Here is a 17,501-nt window from a genome sequence, read left to right on the forward strand (position 1 = left end):
TCCAAGATCGCTGTCCCGCTGACCTATTCGCCGCTCTGCTAACCTCACAAAGTCCGTCGGTGTTGCGACGTTGATTAGAACCCACCCCGGAATCACCTGCTCACTTTTCGACCGGAACTGACATCAACTGCCGCTGTTACCCGAGTGGTACTACCTCGGCGCCGACCGAAGCGGGAGGAGGTTGTCCAGAATGCTGACGTCCGGAGGACAGCAACCGCACCTCGCCGACCGCGACGCTAGGGCCATGACGGAACCAGGTGCCTACACGGCGGCGTTGAACTGGTACCGCGCTGCACCGTGGTCGGGCCGCGTGGGAACGGTCGCCGTTCCGGCACTGACGATCTGGAGTGAGGGCGACAGGTACATCCACCGAAACGCCGTCCGTCGTTCCGAACGATACGTGGCACACGACTTCCGGTTCGAAGCGCTTCCCGGCTCGCACTGGATTCCCGACGAGCAACCCGAGGCCACCGCGAGACTCCTGGTGGACTGGTTCGGGAAGTGGGCCTGAGCCGAGGCGATCGGCAAGCGTCGACGTCCGCGTTCTCGCTGGGCAGCCGCCGCGGAGGGCGGGCGTGGCGGTCTGCGAGCAATGCAATCACAGCCCAACGGACTTCGGACCGGTCGAGCCATACGTCCACCTACCGGGGCGGATTGCCTTGGAGAATTTCACCTCGCGACTGGACGGGAGGGTGGCGTCGTCCCCGGCGTAGGGGAACGCCGCAACACCACCCTGGGCAACACCGCCGGGCGGGGGTCGGCGACGCAGCGGGTCGTCGCGCCCACGACGAGCCACTGGGTGTCCAGCAGGCCTATCGTCGCGGCGACCCGGGTGATGGGTGCGGTGGGGTTCACGGTCACCTCACAGACGACTTCCTGGCCGTATTCATCGACACGGCCGGGTTCGACGGTGCGAAACGTCACGGTCCCCACCTGCCACCGACTCTTGGCGATTTTGCGCTCCCGGACCTCCACAACCACAACGAGTGGGATGAACGAGCCTGCGAACAACGCCAAACCCATCCAGACCAGTGAACCGCCGACCACGACGCCGGCGATGAACGCCGCGATCCCCAGGACGGCGAGCATCAGCAACGTCCACAGCACCCGACGGGTGATTCGGTGCCGTGCAGGGCTGATCCCAGCCTGATCGCTGCGACGCTTCATCTCCTCGCGCCACTCGCGCTTCTTGGAGGCCAGCCGCGTTTACACCGACAAGCTTTCCGGCACCTCTACGCGGCAGGAGCGGTCCGGACTCGCTGCGCTCCTGGACTACGCACGCGACGGCGACGCCATTGTCGTCGTTGGCATCGACCGCCTAGGGCGTAATGCTGCGGAGGTAATGACCACAATCCGAAACCTCGGTCAGCGCGGCATCGTGCTGCGTTCACTGCGTGAGGGCATCGACACGTCGAACGCTGCGGGTCGCATGGTGGCCGGAGTGCTTGCCAGTCTTGCCGAACTTGAACTGGAACTGGGCAAGGAACGCCGCACGGCAGCGCGGGACGCACGGCGGGCACGCGGACAGTCCATAGGTCGGCCGAAGGCGCTGACAGATGAGAAGATCGCCTTGGCCCGTCGCGTGCAGGATAGCGGCGAGTCGGCGAGCACAATCGCGTCCACGCTCGGCGTCTCGCGAGCGACCGTGTACCGGGTGCTAGCCGTGAGCGACGGACAGTAACCTAGCGGTGCTCCGTGTCCGGGCTTTCATGACCTCGCCCGCGTCCGCCGAAGTGAAAACCCCGCACGGTCGGCGCGGAACCGCGATCATGGCGGGGTGAATGACCAAGCAGATTCGCTCGGTAATGCTGCGGTGTTGCGCCGCGGTATCGAAGCTGCGATTTGGGGTGTGCCCGCGGTCAACTTCGAGTTGATGTACCGCGAGATGGTGGACAAACTCGGTGGCGAATACAACCAAATCGTCTACTGGTCTCGGCTGCTGGATTGGAAGAATCAGACGCTGACCCCAAACCCGGACGTTATTTACTTCATGCCGTTCTTCGACACCAGCGACGTCGGGCCGATGGTGCTGGAGATTCCACCTGCCGATGATGGGGTGCTCAACGGCAGCGTGATGAATTTTTGGCAGGCGGCGATTGAGGACATCGGCCCCGGCGGTATGGACGAAGGCCGTGGCGGCAAGTACCTGATCCTGCCGCCCGGTTACGACTCCGACAGTGTGCCTCAAGGTTATGTCGCGATGCCGTGCGACACATACCGCGGATATGCGCTGGTGCGGTCAGTCTTGCGCAGCGGAAGCGACGCCGACGTCGCCACCGCGGTGGAATATGGAAGACGGATGAAGCTCTATCCGTTGTCGGAGGCGGCCAATCCGTCGGCTACCACGTACGTCGATGCCATCGACGTGATCTACGACGCCACCATCCCCTACGACATTCGGTTCTTCGAATCGCTGAACCGCATGATCCAAGCCGAGCCGTGGCGCGACCGCGACAAAGCGATGATCGACCAACTCAAGACCATCGGCATCGAACGCGGCACGGCTTTCTCCCCAAGCGCGGAGGCACGCCAGGTACTGAACGAGGCGATGACACACGTCAAGGCCGAACTGCAGCGATGGTGGGCCAGAACCACGCCGTTCTACGACGGCGATCGCTGGTTCTTCCCGGTCAGCTCGGAGTTGCAAAAGAGCATCGCAAACGGCTTCACCACCCCCGATTCCTACCCGGTGGACGAGCGCGGCTGGCTGTACACCTTCATCTATTTCAGTGCTCGCCATGCTGGCGAGGCGCAGTACTACTTGATGGCAACCGAGGACACAAACGGACAGGCGCTGCGTGGAGACACGTCCTACCGCGTCAACGTTCCCGCCGAGGTGCCGGTAACCCAGTACTGGTCACTGACCGTCTACAACCGCGATACCCACACCCTGATCCGCAATGCCCGGCGGGCGGGGCGCTCCTCGCAAACCCCAGGACTGAGCATCAACGACGACGGCTCCGTTGACGTCTACTTCGGCCCACATACACCTGCTGTGGAATCCAATTGGGTGCCAACCGATTCGGACGGTCACTTCGAGGTACTCGCCCGCTTCTACGGCCCTGAGCAGAAGTTGTTCGACAAGACATGGCGTCTTGGCGGCATCGAACGGATCGCCCCATGACTACACACAGTCAACCGCAACCCCATGTAGGGGACGGCTATCCAACACCCGATGCCGTGGGTCAGGCGTTCGACGCCGTCGACCTCAACCGGGCCATCCAGTCGTATCGGTTCTTCTACCGCACGGTTTCCGGCGCAGCCATATACGACGGCACCGTGGAAGCAGGCGCGCTGCCGAACAAAGTATTCGGCTACATGGACACTCAACCGCGCCACGTCGGCTTCACGCTCAATTCGGACACCCCATACGGCGGTGTGCTGTTGGACCTGAGCATCGGCCCGATGGTGATCGAAGTGCCCGCCGGCCCGATCATCGGCGCGGCATTGGACATCCATCAACGATGGATACAGGACATGGGCATCCCCGGACCCGACGCGGGCAACGGCGGAAAGCACTTGCTGCTCCCCCCTGGGTATCGGGAGGTGGTGCCGTCCGGCTACCACGTCAGTGAAGCTGACTCCTACCGGGTCGTCGTCGGCGTTCGCTCACTTCCCGAGCACGGCGACGTGCCCGCCGCGATTGAGCGGCTCAAGACCATCAACGTGCATCCGCTAAATCCCAGTCCGGACTGGACAGAGCCGACCTGGTTCGACATGACCCCCGCGCCACAAGACACGACACCGCACCGGTACGAGCAGAGCCTCGAATTCTGGGAAGTCCTCCACGGTGTGGTCGAGACCGAGCCGCCACTCGGCGACAGCCTTGCTCAGTACGGCGACCTCGCGGCGCTCGGCATTGCCAAGAGTGAGCCATTCAATCCCGATGACCGATTGAGCCGCATCCTCATACAAGGTGCTCGCAGTGCCTGCGCGCAAATGCGGGTGGAGTCTTTCGCAGACCGTAGGCCCGACCGCATCGTGTGGGATGACCGTCAATGGCAATGGGCTGCGCTGCGATTCGAGAACGGCAACTTCGACACTCCCAACTTCCGCGACACCTATGCACTAGACAAGTGGTTCTTCCAAGCCATCGCCACCTCACCGGCAATGTTTCGCCGCGATGCCGGTGCCGGCTCGCTCTACTGGCTGGGGTTGAGCGATGAAGCGGGGTCCTACCTCGACGGCGGCAGAACCTACAAACTCACAGTGCCTCTGCCTGTGCCCGCCAAGCTCTTCTGGTCGGTCACTGTCTACGACGCCGAAACGCGCAGCCAAATCCAGACCGATCAGGGCAAGGCGGCTCTGCGTTCGTTGTTTGAATTAGACGCTCTGTCAGGGCCGTTGGCCGAACTCTACTTCGGTCCGCAGCCACCCGCCGATCAAGAAGGCTGCTGGATCAAGACGATTCCAGGCAAAGGATGGTTCGCCTACTTTCGCATCTACGGTCCCGACCAAGCGGCTTTCGATGGTTCTTGGAAGCCTAGTGATTTCGAGGCGGATCAGGCTTAGGTAGCGTGACTCTGCACTGTTGAACGCAACGCTTGCTGGTTACCGATGAGGGTGGGGGGTGCCCCTTGCTCAGGACTCGGCTGCGCCTCGCACGGCCAGCGCTCACTCTCTCTCCGAGCTGACACGACCGTCATCGGTCCGCAGTGCGTCCGCAGCAGCTTCATTCCCCGTATGCGGCAGCCAACGCCCCCAACCTTCTGACCTGCTAAGGCTTATCGAAGCCAACGCGGTCAACCGGAGCAAACGCCCAGCGTGGAGTTCCGCTTCAACGTGTAGCGCCTCGTCCCCGCGGGACGCGGTCAATCGATCGGGTGCCCTAAGCGCTAACGAGTCGTAAGCGGCTCTAGCGCAGCTGATACACGCCGCCCGTGACAGTGCCGGCGCTCGGCAAGAATCCGCGCCACCGTGCTTTGGGTGTGATGAATCGGAAGCGTCGCAGGGTTTCGAACAACGTCAAAGCGACACCGAATGAAACAGTCCTCGAGCCCAGCGGGATCGGAAACCGGGACCGCTGGTGCCCGGCATCGACGGCCGGGAGCCGATGGAACACGGGGCGGTCCGCCGGCATTGCGCGCCTTGCGATTGGGCCCTGGGCCTCGCACCCGCGCGGAAATTCGTGCACGGACCCCCTGTGGAGGTGCGGTTGAATGGTCGGATGGGGACCGTGCGTTTCGAGGACACGGCGTTGGCCGACCACGGCACCGGGCTCGCCGGGTGCACGACCGCGGCGGTGATACCTACGTGCTGGGCTCCGGGCGCCGATCCGGTGTCGGTGAGCGCGGTGGGCGCCCTCACCGCCCACGCGCAGGCGCTCGCCGCCGCCGTCGACTACTCGTCGGCCGTGCGCGCGCACGGTGGTGGCGCGGTGGCCGCGACCGCGGCGACCCTCGCCGGCGTCGACGCAGGCAACGCCGCCGCGATTCGCGCCGTCGCGGGAGGTGCCCCGCCCGCCGGTGGTGTTCCGACACTCTCCGCCGCGTCGATGCCGCTGCCCACGCTCCCGGCGCTCCCGCCGCTGCCGACCGTCCCGGCCCCGCCGCTGCTGCCCGGTGAGCAGTGGTCGGCGCTGATCCACGGCGGACCCGGATCGGCCGGGCTTCGAGCGTTCGCCGAGGCGCTGCGCGCGCAGGCCGGCGGCCTCGACGAGACCGCCGGGCGGGTCGCGGGCCACGGCCGCGGAGTCGACGAGCACTGGGTTGACGGCATCCAGCAGGCCGGCGCCAACATCGAACGGCACGGCAACTGGCTGAACGGAGCAGCGGTGCACGCGAACGCGCTCGCGGCGGCCGCCGATCACGTCGCCGACGCGTTCGACGACGCCCGCGCCGCCGTCCCGCCGCCGGACGAGTTCGCCCGAGCGCGCCGGGACATCCTGTCCGCGCAGGCCGCCGGTGATCCGGTCGCCCTCAGCGTCGCCGCCCAGCACTACTCCGGACTGCAGACCCAGGCCCTGGACGGCGTACTGGCCGGATACCACCCCAGCACGACGAGCACGCTGGGCGGGCTGCCGCACCCGCTGTCGCCCGCGCCGAGCATCGCCCCCGGCGCCGACGCGGACACTCGGCCCGCATCCGCCGGACCCGACGACGTCATCGTGGGCCCCGACCGGCCCGGTGACGTGCGGGCGGTCCCGGTGGACCACACGACCGGGCCGGGTCCGGTCGTGAACACCCCGGGAGGACAACCCCAGATCGGTCCGTTCCCGGTGCCCCCGCAGGTGGCGGCGGCCGTACCGCCGGACGCGACGCCCCGCCTCGTCGATCCGACCGGCGGCCTGCTCACACCGCAGGATCTCCCCCCGGCGACCTCGCCACCGCGCATGCCCGGTGTCAATCCACCGTTCGTCGGGTCACCCGCGGTGCCGTCCACGTCGGTGCCGTCGGCCCCGCCCCCGCCCGGCTGCGGCCTTGAGGACTGGACCAAGGGCGTCGCCGAGGCCGTCGGCGGACCCGTCGCAATCCTCACCACCCCCGTCGAGGCGGCCACCGGCGTCGGCGTCCCGGCGGCCATCGCGCAGATCGGGCTGGGTCTCGCGGCCACCATCGACGGGGTTCAGATCATCGAACGGTGCACGGAGTGAGGCGGTTTCGATGAATCGCGTGTCGGACCGGACGGTTCGCGGATGGATGCCGTGGGCCGCGTTCTGCGTCCTCTGGGTGGCGGTCCTGTGCCTTGGGTTCGCCACCGACAACGGATGGCTGGGGATCGCCGCATCGGCGGGCCTGGCGCTGATCACCGGCTACCGCGCCTACCGGATCCATCGGTCGGACCGCGCCGGCTCCTGAGAGCTCCCGAAGCGCAGCGCTTTTCGTGAGCATCTACGGCTCGGCGGTCACGGTGCGGTCGCCCCCCAGGTGATCAGCGAGTACCACCAGATCAGGGCCGCGGTGGTCGACGCCGGTGCGGCGGGGTCGAGTTGCGCGATGACGGTGTCGGCGAGGCGGGCGTCGAGTGGCGCGGCCGCGGTGACGGCGCGGCGACGCAGCTCCTCCAGGCGCACCTGTGGGAGCGGTGAAGCGGTTTCCGCGTCCGCGAGTCGGGCGGCTTCGGGTAGTGCGGCTCCGGCCGGGAACCAGGTGCGGGCTTCGGCGCGGGCGGTGGTGAGGACGGCGCCGGGATAGCCGCCGCGCGAGTCGGTGTCGTGGCCGTGCCGCCAGGCGCGTTCGTGGCGCGCGATCCAGTCGCAGGCGGCGTCGGCGACGACGTGTGGATCGATCGGCGGTCGGCGCTCGGGGTCGACGTGTTCGATGACGGCGTGCCCGGCGCTGCGCGGCCGGCGTCGATGATCGGCGAGGTGGAGCATCTCGTAGGTGCTGTGGGCGGGGCCGGTGCGGACGGTGCGCAGGTAGTAGTCGCCGGTGACGACGTGGCGCATCAGGCGGCCGTGCGCGGCGTCGCGGTCGGGGTGTTCGGTGACCGCGACGGCGTCGGCGGCGTCGACGGTGAGTCGGTACACGGTGATCCGTTCTGCGACCGGGACTGGTGACGCTCAGCGTAGCGATCGGCGAACCGCCCCGGAAGGGGCTGGCGGCGGGTATCCGCAACCTGCGACGGATATCCTTCTGATGATCAAAACCACTGACGGATAACCGTTTTCGAGGCAATGACGGTCAGCGGAGGTATCCGTAACGACGGGCGGGTGCGCCGGAGTTCGACGCTGCGTCGAACTCCGGCGCACCGGTGGCTCACCCTCGGCGTGCACCTCGTCGGCGGTGCGTTTCGCAGGGGTCGGATCCCCGGCGCCCCACGCACTCCCACGTGGTTTGTGTGTGCGTGGTGTCGGTGAACGGCGCGCCTTCATCGGCCGGAGACGGCGCTCGGCGTCCCCGTCATCCGTGGTCGTGGGTGGCGTCGTCCGGCGCGCTGAATGCCGACGGCGGGAGCGTGTGACGGTCGACGCCCACCGAGAGCGTCTCCAGCAGCAGTCCGAGAACGCTGAAGGCGACCCCGAGCACGAGCGGGCCCACGTAGTAGACACCGATCAGGATGTCGGTGGTATCGCCGGTGAAGAGGGCGACGACCAGGTCTGAGGAGTTGATCCAGAAGACGGTGGCGCCGATGGCGATCAGGGCGATCCCGACGATCAGGCTGAACACGCCGTAACCCGCCAGTGCGCGCTGCCCGTCGGGCAGGCGCCCGCGCAGCGCCCGCCCGGCGGCGCGGCGGGCGCGTGGTGCGAGGTCCGGTTCGTCGAGGTAGTCGGCGAGCGCCCAGTGTCCGTCGACCTGCAGGATGGGGGCCAGGTTGACGGCGATGTCGACGCATCTCAGGATCGCCAGGCGCCAGAGCACGATTGCGATCAACGGGTGCGATACCAAGAGGTGCGCCGCGATCGCGAAGGCGGCGGTGGTCACCACGTCCACCGCGAGGCCGACCAGCGCCTGGGTGACTCGTTGCCGGCGCGGCAGGGTCAGCGCGGGTGTGGAGTCGACGAAGAACGACAGTGCGCCCCAATAGAATCCGAAGCCCGCGCGCAGTGGGATCCGCCCGAAGTGGTGCAGCGCGACGGCGTGGGCCAGTTCGTGGCACACCGTGGCGGCCGTGCCGATCGTGATCATGAGCAGCGCCTCGACGGCCGGCGCCGAACTCACCGCCGGTAGGCCGGTGGGACGCCCGGTCAGCAACGCGACGACGCCCGATAGCACCACCGCGGCGATCGCGACGGCGCCGGCGGGATGCAGGAGAACAGGCACCAGATAGCGGTCCAACAGCCGCGCTGGCGTGGCGATACCGCGGATGAGCAGACCGGACCGGGTGACGGACACCGAGCGGTGCCGGCTCGGATTCCGTTGCGGGCGAGCGCGGTCAGTGAGAATACCCAGATCGAGGAGGTCGTCGACGACGGTGTCGTCAAGGGGCGGTCCGAGCCGGCTGACCAGGACAGCCGAGGTGGGGTCGTCGCCGAGTAGATCGGGTAGGTCGGCTGCGCGGGGGTGCTCGAAGAGGACGGTTTCACCGGTCTCGCCGGCCAACACCAGTCCGCGCTTGCTGACGCGGTAACGGGCGTCCGGCGCCAGTCTCACCATTCGAGACCTCCGATCGGTCAGTGCTGTCGAGCACGTCGGCGGGGGTTCTTCGCCGCTCGTGACACGGGGGTGAGGTGGATGCCTGCGGCATCCTCCTCACCCCCGCCCGATCGATCGCGCAACGATCGACGGACCCACCACGAGGACGACGTGGCGAGCGAACACCGGCCCCGCTTTCGACCGGTCACCGCACGACCCTGCGCGTCAACGCAGCGCAGGACGTGTCCGGTGGTCAGCCCCAGCGACTGGCGCGGGCCAGACGAAACAGTCTGCGGATCATGACTTCACCCCCCTCCGACATCGACGGACGGTCCGGCGCGTGAGGCGCGGACGAGACGTCGGCACGGGAACGGACGGTTTCCGGCCACAGACCGTCTTCCTGCGACCGTTCATCGATTCCGGCACCATGGTCGAACGCTAAGTCCGTGGCACCGAGTGCTCACGCGTAGCGCACTACTCGAACGGGGTCCGCGGTCGGCTCCGACCGAGGCGCGGAGTCGTCGAACTCCGGCGAGACGTCATCGGCGTACGTCGTCCGCCGTACCACTGCCACACTGCTGCGCAAGCCGATCGTCAGCGGCATCCGACGGCGATGGACGATTCGGGCGAGCTACTCGACTGGTTGAACGCGGTATCCGCGGCCCCTCGAGGCCGCCGTGCCGTGAATACGCGAATCGCGGCGTGCCGGAACTCACGACGGCACACCTCCTCACGCAGTCCGCCGCTCGCCACCGACGTACCCCAGCCACCGGTGCCTCCGCGCGGCCGCGACCATGCGGCCCGATGCGGGCGCGGGCGATCCCACCGCCGACGCCGGTGGTACCGGAACGCCGCTGAGAGTCGTTGCGAGCGGCGCTATCCCGCTGCGGCCGCCTGGCACGCCGACGATACCAGGGTGTCGAGGCGCAGTCCCACCATGCCGAGGTTGCGGTCGGCTGCGGAGTAGTTCGGGACCGCGGCGTTGAACGCACGGAAGTACTGCGCGGCCAGTACCGCGAAGTCCTCGAGTTGCGGGGTGCCGCTGCCGCGCCCGTCGGCCTCGAGGGTCGTGGCGGCGGCGGTGAACTGAGCCGCGGCGCTCTGCAGGGCGGCACGCTGATCGGGTGTCCACTGCGCCACCGGGACATCGGGGTTCAGGTCGAGCCAGGGCTGCACGGCCGTGGCGAGCGCGCCTTCGGCGGGCACCCAGCGCGCGCACGTGGGGCCGGCCTGCGGGATGAAGCGTTCCGGGTTGGCCGGGTCGCCGGCGGGGGCGGGCGCGGTGGGCGGCGCCGCGGGCGGTACCTGCGTCGCCCTGGTGATCGCCGAGCCGCCGTCGGCGGCGGCGCAGATCTCCGAGATCGCCTGCAGCGCGGCGGTGTTCGCGCGGGCGTAGGCGTCCTGCGGGGGCTGGTAGTTCGTCAGAGCCGCCGCGTAGGCGCGGCCGTAGGCGGTGAACACCTCGTAGAGCTCGCGCAGCACACGATTCGGGGTCTGTCGGGCCAGCGCGACGGCCTGGTCGGCGGCGGCGCGCAGCGCGGTGCCGACCTGCTCGTACTGCGCCTTCAGCTGGGGGGTCCAGGCCGCGCCGGGGATCGAGGGGTCGCGCTGGTCCCACCCGCCGGACTGCGCCGAGGCGACCGTGCTCTGGATCTCCCGCCAGGGTTGGCAGGTCATGTCGGAGGCGATGATCTTCACCGGACCGGTGTCGGTGGCGCTGGCGATCGCGGTCGGGTCACCCGAGGGCGGGGCGGGTGCGGCGGGAGCCGACGACGGCGTCGACGTGCCGGCGACGGTCGCGGGCGACGGTTCGTCGTCGGTGACGATCAGTACGGCCGCGACGACCACTGCGACGACGCCGAGAACGGCGAGCGGCACGACCCATCGCCTGTTCCCGGTGGGCCTTCTCCTCGGCACCGGTGCGGCGTCGGGAACCCAGCCGGGTGGGAACTGCTCGGATCCGTCGTCACTCATCACGGCCCCATCGGGTGGGACACCATTCGGTGCGCATGATCTCGGCGACTTCGGCTCTGATCCGGACGACGTCGGCCGCCCTGGAGTCGTCGGCCAGCTCGGCGGCCCGCTGCGAGGCCCGGCCGATTCGATCACGTCGGGCGTCGTCGTCGAGCGGTGCCAGGTCGGGGAACACCACGGTCGCGCGGTGGTGTCCGTCCAGTGTGACCTCGACGGTGCGGTCGTCGTCGGCTGCGGTGAACGTCCGACTGGCGACCTTTGCGACGTACTCGTCCATCACGGACTGCAGCCGATGCGCGCGGTGGAGTACCGCGGCGACATCGGGGTGCATGTCGTGCATCACGCGCCGCGCCCTTTCGCCTTCGTGGATTTGCCAAGCGCGAACGATACCACTGCTCGCCCGATGATCCTCCCTGGTCGTACCGCCGGCTGCGACGGCCCGCTCCATGTGTGGTGACGCACGTCCGAGGACTGTCGTCGCGTGGAATCGTCGGCTCGTCGCGTCGGCGCGGAGAGGCGGTTTCTCGCGGTGCTGGAGTTAGCCGGGGCCCGATCGTCGGTGGCCGTGTGTCCGCAGGCGTCGTGGGTGACGAGGTGAGATCGCGCGCAGGCGGCGGTGGCGATCGCCGGGGACGCCGTGGTCATGAGCACCACCGCGTCTCGTGTGTCACGGGCGAAGTCGATGCCGGTTATCGCGGGAGCAGGCGGGGTATGGCGAACGAACGCCGATCAGGACGCCGGCGGAGGAGCCGCAATGGACGTGTACGACGGGCTGCTCCTGATGGGTGCCTGCGTCGTCACGACGGCGGTCCTGCTGTTCAAGCCCCGCCGCAGCGCCCGATCGGCGCGGATCGACCGCCTCCTCGAGGAGGCCGCCGAACGGCGGCTCGACGGCGGACCCCGCTGCTGGGCACTGCTGCCGTCGCAGCCCTCCGCGGGCGACGTGTGCGTGAGGGCCGACGGCCACTCCGGCCCGCACCGCAGTCGACACGACGACGGCGGTCACAGGGAGTGGTTCGACTCGGCCGACCACTGGACGATGTGGCGGCGTCGTCCCACGGGGCGATTCGATGGGTGACGAGTCGGACGAGGAGTTCACCGACAGGGTGATCGCGGCGGCGCGAGCCCGTCACGGCACCGCGGGTGACGGCGGTCCCTACGAGGGTGGGATCGGCGAGTGGGTCCGGCGGCGGCTGCAGGATCCCGCGGTGTGGGCCGCGATGACACCGGCGGAGACCGAGCAGATCCGGGTGATCCTGCAGGGCGCCTACGAACGGCGGATGCGGCGCGGTGAGTGACGCAGGGCGCGAACCGGATCGTGGGCCGCACCCCGGTCGGCACTTCACGCGACTGATGGCCGCCGGTGCGTTCGGGGCGACTGCGCTGATCCTGCTCGGGGTCGCGGAAGACCATACGGGCGTCGCGGCGACGATCGGGATCATCGCGGCGGTCGCGGTGCTGGTCGTCGCGCGGTGGGCGAACCGGGGTTGAGCACCCGAGTCGGGCGGCGACCGCGGCGCGTGTTTCTCGGCGTGTATCGGGGAGTATGGCCCGAATGCCATAGTGCCCTATAGTCGGCCATATGGATCGCGAGCTGAACCCGTTCAAGCCGGGGTCCGGCCTGCGGCCGCCGGCGCTGGAGGGCCGCGACCGTCAACTCGAGGACTTCGACCTGCTGGTCGCGCGCAGCAAGCGGCGCAACTACGACCGCGGGATGATCCTCAGCGGGCTGCGGGGAGTCGGCAAGACCACTCTGCTCAACCGCCTGGCGGACCACGCCGACCGACAGGGCTGGCTGACGGTGACCATCGAGGCGAGGCCCGACGACGCGGGGGTGACCGCCGTCCGCGCGCAGCTCTCGCAGGAGTTGACCGTCGGGCTGCGACGGTTCAGCCGCAAGCACCGCATCGAGAAGGTCGTCGAGCCGCTCATCGAGATGGCCCGCAGGTTCTCCGTCGACGTCGCGCTCGGCCCGGCGAAGCTGACCGTCAAGTCGACGGGGGAGGCCGCCGCGACCGGTGACATCGCCCTCGACGTCGAGGAACTCGTCGAGGAGATCACCGCCGCCATCAAGCCGAAGGGCAGCGCGTTCGGGCTGTTCATCGACGAGATGCAGGATCTGGATCGAGGGTTGCTGTCGGCGCTGCTGGCGACGCAGCACCGCGCCGGACAACGCGAATGGCCGTTCTTCATCATCGGCGCGGGACTGCCGAATCTGCCGGCGGTGCTCGCCGACACCAGGTCCTACGCCGAGCGGCAGTTCGCCTACAGCTCGATCGGGCCGCTCGACGCCGCCGCCGCCGCCGATGCGCTCAGGGTGCCGATACGCGACTTCGGCGGCGACCTGTCCGCCGACGCCCTGGACATCCTGGTGGCCGCCAGCGGCGGTTACCCGTACTTCCTGCAGGTGTTCGGGCAAGCGGTCTGGAACGTCGCGGCCGACGCGCCGTTCGACGAGGAGGACGCGTACCTGGCCGTCGAGGTCGGGGTGAAACGCCTCGACGAGGGGTTCTTCCCGTCGCGCTGGCGCCGGGCCACCGAACGGGAGCGGCGCTACATGGCGGCCATCGCGCACACCGGTGAGGAGTCCCCCCGATCGGGTCAGGTGGCCCGGTTGATGGGCGCGTCGGCGTCGGCGGTCAGCGACGTGCGGGACTCCGCGCTGAAGAAGGGGCTGATCTGGGCTCCCGAACACGGCCGCATCGCCTTCACCGTTCCGCACATGGCCGACTTCATCCGACGGCAGGCCGGTGACGACGTGCGTCCGTAACTCGTATTGCGAGGAACACGCTCGGCACGCGGCTATCGCGAACCGGCGTCTCGGAAGCCGTCCGGTTCCGCGATTCGCGTTCGGGCGAGAGCACACTCAGCCTGCGATCCTCGGCTCGATCCCGGAGATCGCGCCCGTCGCCGACTCGGCCGTCGTCACTGCCGAGCGCCGTCGCCGCCGAGGCGACACGAACGTGCCGGGCCGCTCAGGAAGCCGGCCGCAACGACCTCACTATCTTGTCGATCGTGCCGGTGCCGGGGGCGCCCTGGTAGCCCATCGAGATGACGATCGTCGCCGAACCCGGTTGCCCGGCAACGGTGGTCGCGATCATCACGTGCAGCGCGTTCGGTGAGTTGCAGTTCTCGGCCGCGATGCCGGTGACGGAAGCGACGGTCTCCTTGGCGGGCGCCACGTCACTCTGGCGCGACGTCGCCTACGAACTCGACCGTCTCGGCGACCCCTGATTCACATGACCGTGCGATCGCCAAGGGGCGGTTTCCGACGGCCGTTCGCGGCGTGTCCAGGCGGCGTCGACGAGTGCGCATCAGCGGAATCGTGCCTCATCTGCGCCCATCGCCTGCGAAGATCACCGGGAAGTCGCGCTACGGGGAGGGCGAGCGCATGCTCGAAGTGATCGACAAGGGCTCTGTCACCGAAGCGCATCCCGTTCCGCTGTTGTTCGTTCACGGGAGCGGGCACGGAGCGTGGTCGTGGGACGACCACTTCATACAGTTCTTCGCCGAAAGGGGTTACCGGGCAGCGGCTCTCGATCTCCGCGGCCACGGAACCAGCACGTCTCCCAAACCGCTCCGGAAGTGCACCATCGACGACTACGTCAGCGATGTCGCCGAAATCTCCGACGGCATGCCCATCCGACCGGTCGTCGTAGGACATTCCATGGGCGGCTACGTCGTGCAGAAGTACCTCGAGTCACACGAGGCGCCCGCCGCCGTGCTGATGGCCTCGCTTCCGCCGGGTGGCTCCGTCGCGATGACCCTGCGCAGGATGAGGCGGCACCCTTGGCTCGCCGTTAAATCCACACTGACGGGAAGGCAACTGCCCGGCCTCACTCCGCTGCCGCTTACGCGAGAGGCGTTCTTCTCACCGAGCACTCCCGACAACGTCGTTGCCAGATGTTCCGCCAGACTGCAGGAGGAGAGTGCGAAGGCCCTCGTCGCCACCATGTCATCGAAGGGGATCGACGTCGCCCGGATCACGGCGCCGATCCTAGTGATGGGCGGCGAATGCGACGGCGGGGTCTCAACGAACGAAGTGCGTGCCACGGCGCTGGCGTATCGCACTGAGGCGCATCTCTTTCCGGACATGGGTCACGACATGATGCTGGAACCGGGATGGAGGTCCGTCGCCGAGCGCGTCGACGGTTGGCTCGAGAGCCGAGGGATCTAGGGCTGCGACCAACTGTCGCCCGCGCTCCGGGACGCGTGGGGGGAGGCGTGCCGGAGTACGACGTAACACACTCCTATTCAGCGAAGTCGCTGCAGTCCCTGGCAAGCAGTCGAGGCGGATGACGATTGCGCAACCCGAGCGACTTCGCCGGTATTCCGCCTCCGGGCTCGCATCCGGTGCCGAACCCGTGATCGGGTTGAACCGCGGCGGACTTCGTGACGTCACTCCGACTACTACGCGACTGTCGTGCCGACCCGCCGACGTATCGCGCATGCTCGAGTCGGATCGCGATAGGAAACCCTGCGCAGCTGCCACGCCTGCAGCGGCAGGTATCAGAGGTATCGTGCTTCGAATCGTTTAAGCCCAACGTGTGGAAGAGAAGACGAGCCTGTCAGGTAGTCGCACGTTTGCTGTACAGCTCGCTCAGTCCATCGCCATTCGTCCGACCGCATTCATGTCTCACCGGTGATACTCTGACCTTATGGAATCGGTGACGGTTCGCGACCTGCGCAACAACGGGGGAGAAGTTCTGCGTCGCGTCGAGCACGGCGAGCGCGTAATCGTCACCCGCGACGGCACGCCGGTCGCCGAGTTGCGACCGCTCCCGCGACCGAGCTTGAGTGCCGCCGAGTTGATCCGTCGTCGTCGCCGTCTGCCCGCGGTGGACCCCGACGAATTGCGCCGCGACATCGACGACGTGATCGATCCGTCGCTGTGAGCGAGTCGCCGTCCCGCGGAATGCTGGACACGTCGACGGTGATCCTGCTCGGCGACATCACCGACCCTGCGTTGCTTCCCCAGGAGTCGGTCATCAGCGCGATCACCCTGGCCGAGTTGTCCGTCGGTCCCCACGTCGCCCGCTCCGACGACGAACGCGCTGCGCGGCAACAACACCTGCAGCAGGCCGAGGCGGACTTCGAGATCCTTCCGTTCGACGCCGACTGCGCGCGGGCGTTCGGAGGTGTCGCGGCAGCCCTGCGTTCGGCAGGACGCAAGCCCGCGGCGCGGGCGTACGACGCACTGATCGCCGCGAGCGCGATCGCCTACGGCGTAGGTCTTTACACCTGCAATCCAAGCGACTTCGCCGGAATTCCACGCCTGGAACTGCGCCCGGTACCGAACCCGAGATCGGCTTGAACGGCGGCGCACTCCGTCACGTCACCTCGACTATCCCGTGACTGTCGTGCCGACGCGCCCTCGTGGGACTCAACTTGCCGTCGATTCGGTCACGGTGTTTCACCGCCGCTAAGACAACCCGCCGAGTTAACGCCTACCGAGCATTACTCGTTTCGGTCACGGTTCCCGGCGTCAAGCCGTTCGAGCGCATCGGGCCACGCGGGCGGCAGGTCGCATGGACGGCTCGACCAGAAGACGAACTGCGACGCCGACATCCGGTCGTGGAACCGCCTCATCGTCTGTGCGTGAGGCTGGCGCGGCACGGCTGCATCGAGGTCCGCCTGATCCCGCCACGCCGAGAGTGTGAAGAACGTCCGGCTCAACGGCTTGGCAATCAGCGAGACTCCGAGGTTGCCGGGGGAGTGGAGCATCTGGCGTCGAATTCGCATGGCGGCCAACAGGAACGCGGGTGCGTCACCGATCGCCTTGAGTTCGAATCGAGACGCCATCACGACGGCCGCCGATTCGTCTGGCACCGTTGCGGAGCCGGGGTCCGCGACCGCTCGTCCGTTCGTCCACGGCAGTGTCGGCATGTGATCGCTCCTTTCGATTCGGCGCTCCCACCCTGACATTCCAATTATGACATGTCAATAGTGGAGTATGTCTTGTGAGAAGCCGCCCGTGCTCGAGCACAGGATCGGCCCTCCGGGTTGAGCGCGTCGCGCGGTAGGGAGCAGTCCGTCCGTGGTCGACGAGAACACAGCCGTTTCCGGCACTTCTCGCGCGATGCCTCGAGCCTCATCCGAGACATCGGCACGTTTGAGCTCGATGGTCAGGGCGGGGTTCCGGCGTAGTGCCGACCCTGCCGGAGTCCATTGCGGAGTTCGACTGGACTTCATCGGATATCGAACCCAGGGCCCCACGAACTCCCCAGCGCCTTCAAATCGTCACTGTGACGTATCGTGAGAAGGGTTCCGCTACAGTGAGTTACGGCCACAAAGTGCCAAACCGGAGCCGTCGCCGAACGCAGGACAGCGCTCACCGATTCGCCCAGTGCTGTGACCGTTGTCGCGTGCGGCGACAGGCGTTGCGATTGTCCGTTCTCATTGATTCTGGGGCATTCTCATTGAATCTGGGGTAAGTGCGTGTCTTTCTCATTGAATCTGGGGCACGAGGCTTAGCGTTTATGTGTGCTGACGTCGGCTGTTTCGGCTGGG

Annotated in this window: 20 protein-coding genes; 14 read left to right on the forward strand and 6 right to left on the reverse strand. The window is 67.8% G+C overall.

Going from position 1 to position 17,501, the window contains the following annotated elements:
- The first annotated feature begins 244 nt into the window (after nucleotides 1-244).
- Nucleotides 245-511, forward strand: a complete 267-nt coding sequence (locus NM203_RS32690) for an alpha/beta fold hydrolase (RefSeq protein WP_255065231.1) — start codon at nucleotides 245-247, stop codon at nucleotides 509-511.
- A 158-nt stretch (nucleotides 512-669) separates the two neighbouring features.
- Here NM203_RS32690 and NM203_RS32695 read toward each other — a convergent pair whose 3' ends face one another.
- The gene (locus NM203_RS32695) at nucleotides 670-1,089 is read right to left on the reverse strand and encodes a hypothetical protein (RefSeq protein ID WP_255065232.1); all 420 of its coding nucleotides are present in this window, start codon (nucleotides 1,087-1,089) and stop codon (nucleotides 670-672) included.
- 100 nt (nucleotides 1,090-1,189) lie between these two features.
- Here NM203_RS32695 and NM203_RS32700 point away from each other — a divergent pair, with 100 nt between their 5' ends.
- From NM203_RS32700 to NM203_RS32720, 5 genes are all read left to right on the forward strand, one after another.
- Complete coding sequence (locus NM203_RS32700) at nucleotides 1,190-1,681, forward strand: recombinase family protein (RefSeq protein ID WP_255065233.1); 492 nt, start codon at nucleotides 1,190-1,192, stop codon at nucleotides 1,679-1,681.
- A gap of 96 nt (nucleotides 1,682-1,777) precedes the next feature.
- A complete protein-coding gene (locus NM203_RS32705) occupies nucleotides 1,778-3,124 on the forward strand; it encodes a DUF1214 domain-containing protein (RefSeq protein WP_255065234.1) in 1,347 nt (448 codons plus the stop codon).
- The gene (locus tag NM203_RS32710) at nucleotides 3,121-4,512 is read left to right on the forward strand and encodes a DUF1214 domain-containing protein (protein ID WP_255065235.1); all 1,392 of its coding nucleotides are present in this window, start codon (nucleotides 3,121-3,123) and stop codon (nucleotides 4,510-4,512) included. Before NM203_RS32705 ends, NM203_RS32710 begins: the two co-directional genes overlap by 4 nt.
- A gap of 655 nt (nucleotides 4,513-5,167) precedes the next feature.
- On the forward strand, nucleotides 5,168-6,592 hold the full coding sequence (locus tag NM203_RS32715; protein ID WP_255065236.1) for a PPE domain-containing protein: 1,425 nt from the start codon (nucleotides 5,168-5,170) through the stop codon (nucleotides 6,590-6,592).
- A gap of 10 nt (nucleotides 6,593-6,602) precedes the next feature.
- The gene (locus NM203_RS32720) at nucleotides 6,603-6,797 is read left to right on the forward strand and encodes a hypothetical protein (protein ID WP_255065237.1); all 195 of its coding nucleotides are present in this window, start codon (nucleotides 6,603-6,605) and stop codon (nucleotides 6,795-6,797) included.
- A 47-nt stretch (nucleotides 6,798-6,844) separates the two neighbouring features.
- Here NM203_RS32720 and NM203_RS32725 read toward each other — a convergent pair whose 3' ends face one another.
- The 4 genes from NM203_RS32725 to NM203_RS32740 form a co-directional block, all read right to left on the reverse strand.
- Nucleotides 6,845-7,468 carry a hypothetical protein gene (locus NM203_RS32725; protein WP_255065253.1) on the reverse strand — a complete coding sequence of 208 codons (624 nt, stop codon included), beginning with the start codon at nucleotides 7,466-7,468 and terminating at the stop codon, nucleotides 6,845-6,847.
- A gap of 373 nt (nucleotides 7,469-7,841) precedes the next feature.
- The gene (locus NM203_RS32730) at nucleotides 7,842-9,038 is read right to left on the reverse strand and encodes a hypothetical protein (protein ID WP_255065238.1); all 1,197 of its coding nucleotides are present in this window, start codon (nucleotides 9,036-9,038) and stop codon (nucleotides 7,842-7,844) included.
- Between the two features lie 855 nt (nucleotides 9,039-9,893).
- Complete coding sequence (locus tag NM203_RS32735; RefSeq protein ID WP_255065239.1) at nucleotides 9,894-10,991, reverse strand: ESX-1 system-associated protein; 1,098 nt, start codon at nucleotides 10,989-10,991, stop codon at nucleotides 9,894-9,896.
- Nucleotides 10,984-11,331 carry a YbaB/EbfC family nucleoid-associated protein gene (locus NM203_RS32740; RefSeq protein WP_255065250.1) on the reverse strand — a complete coding sequence of 116 codons (348 nt, stop codon included), beginning with the start codon at nucleotides 11,329-11,331 and terminating at the stop codon, nucleotides 10,984-10,986. The genes NM203_RS32735 and NM203_RS32740 overlap by 8 nt, the downstream gene beginning before the upstream one ends.
- A 414-nt stretch (nucleotides 11,332-11,745) precedes the next feature.
- Between NM203_RS32740 and NM203_RS32745 the strand changes: the two genes are divergently transcribed.
- The 8 genes from NM203_RS32745 to NM203_RS32780 all read left to right on the forward strand — a co-directional run bounded on the left by NM203_RS32745 (nucleotide 11,746) and on the right by NM203_RS32780 (nucleotide 16,305).
- Complete coding sequence (locus NM203_RS32745) at nucleotides 11,746-12,069, forward strand: hypothetical protein (RefSeq protein WP_255065240.1); 324 nt, start codon at nucleotides 11,746-11,748, stop codon at nucleotides 12,067-12,069.
- Nucleotides 12,062-12,289 carry a hypothetical protein gene (locus NM203_RS32750; RefSeq protein WP_255065241.1) on the forward strand — a complete coding sequence of 76 codons (228 nt, stop codon included), beginning with the start codon at nucleotides 12,062-12,064 and terminating at the stop codon, nucleotides 12,287-12,289. The genes NM203_RS32745 and NM203_RS32750 overlap by 8 nt, the downstream gene beginning before the upstream one ends.
- Nucleotides 12,282-12,482 carry a hypothetical protein gene (locus NM203_RS32755; protein WP_255065242.1) on the forward strand — a complete coding sequence of 67 codons (201 nt, stop codon included), beginning with the start codon at nucleotides 12,282-12,284 and terminating at the stop codon, nucleotides 12,480-12,482. The genes NM203_RS32750 and NM203_RS32755 overlap by 8 nt, the downstream gene beginning before the upstream one ends.
- 91 nt (nucleotides 12,483-12,573) lie before the next feature.
- On the forward strand, nucleotides 12,574-13,761 hold the full coding sequence (locus tag NM203_RS32760; RefSeq protein ID WP_255065243.1) for an ATP-binding protein: 1,188 nt from the start codon (nucleotides 12,574-12,576) through the stop codon (nucleotides 13,759-13,761).
- A 281-nt stretch (nucleotides 13,762-14,042) separates the two neighbouring features.
- A complete protein-coding gene (locus NM203_RS32765; RefSeq protein WP_255065244.1) occupies nucleotides 14,043-14,225 on the forward strand; it encodes a hypothetical protein in 183 nt (60 codons plus the stop codon).
- A 91-nt stretch (nucleotides 14,226-14,316) separates the two neighbouring features.
- Nucleotides 14,317-15,168, forward strand: a complete 852-nt coding sequence (locus NM203_RS32770; RefSeq protein WP_308212869.1) for an alpha/beta hydrolase — start codon at nucleotides 14,317-14,319, stop codon at nucleotides 15,166-15,168.
- 481 nt (nucleotides 15,169-15,649) lie between these two features.
- A complete protein-coding gene (locus NM203_RS32775; RefSeq protein WP_255065245.1) occupies nucleotides 15,650-15,886 on the forward strand; it encodes a type II toxin-antitoxin system Phd/YefM family antitoxin in 237 nt (78 codons plus the stop codon).
- Complete coding sequence (locus NM203_RS32780) at nucleotides 15,883-16,305, forward strand: type II toxin-antitoxin system VapC family toxin (protein ID WP_255065246.1); 423 nt, start codon at nucleotides 15,883-15,885, stop codon at nucleotides 16,303-16,305. Before NM203_RS32775 ends, NM203_RS32780 begins: the two co-directional genes overlap by 4 nt.
- A gap of 143 nt (nucleotides 16,306-16,448) precedes the next feature.
- Here NM203_RS32780 and NM203_RS32785 read toward each other — a convergent pair whose 3' ends face one another.
- A complete protein-coding gene (locus NM203_RS32785; protein WP_255065248.1) occupies nucleotides 16,449-16,877 on the reverse strand; it encodes a putative quinol monooxygenase in 429 nt (142 codons plus the stop codon).
- Nucleotides 16,878-17,501 lie beyond the last annotated feature (624 nt).

Origin of the sequence: Mycolicibacterium arenosum, from assembly GCF_024320865.1 — a bacterium.
GTDB lineage: Bacteria > Actinomycetota > Actinomycetes > Mycobacteriales > Mycobacteriaceae > Mycobacterium > Mycobacterium arenosum.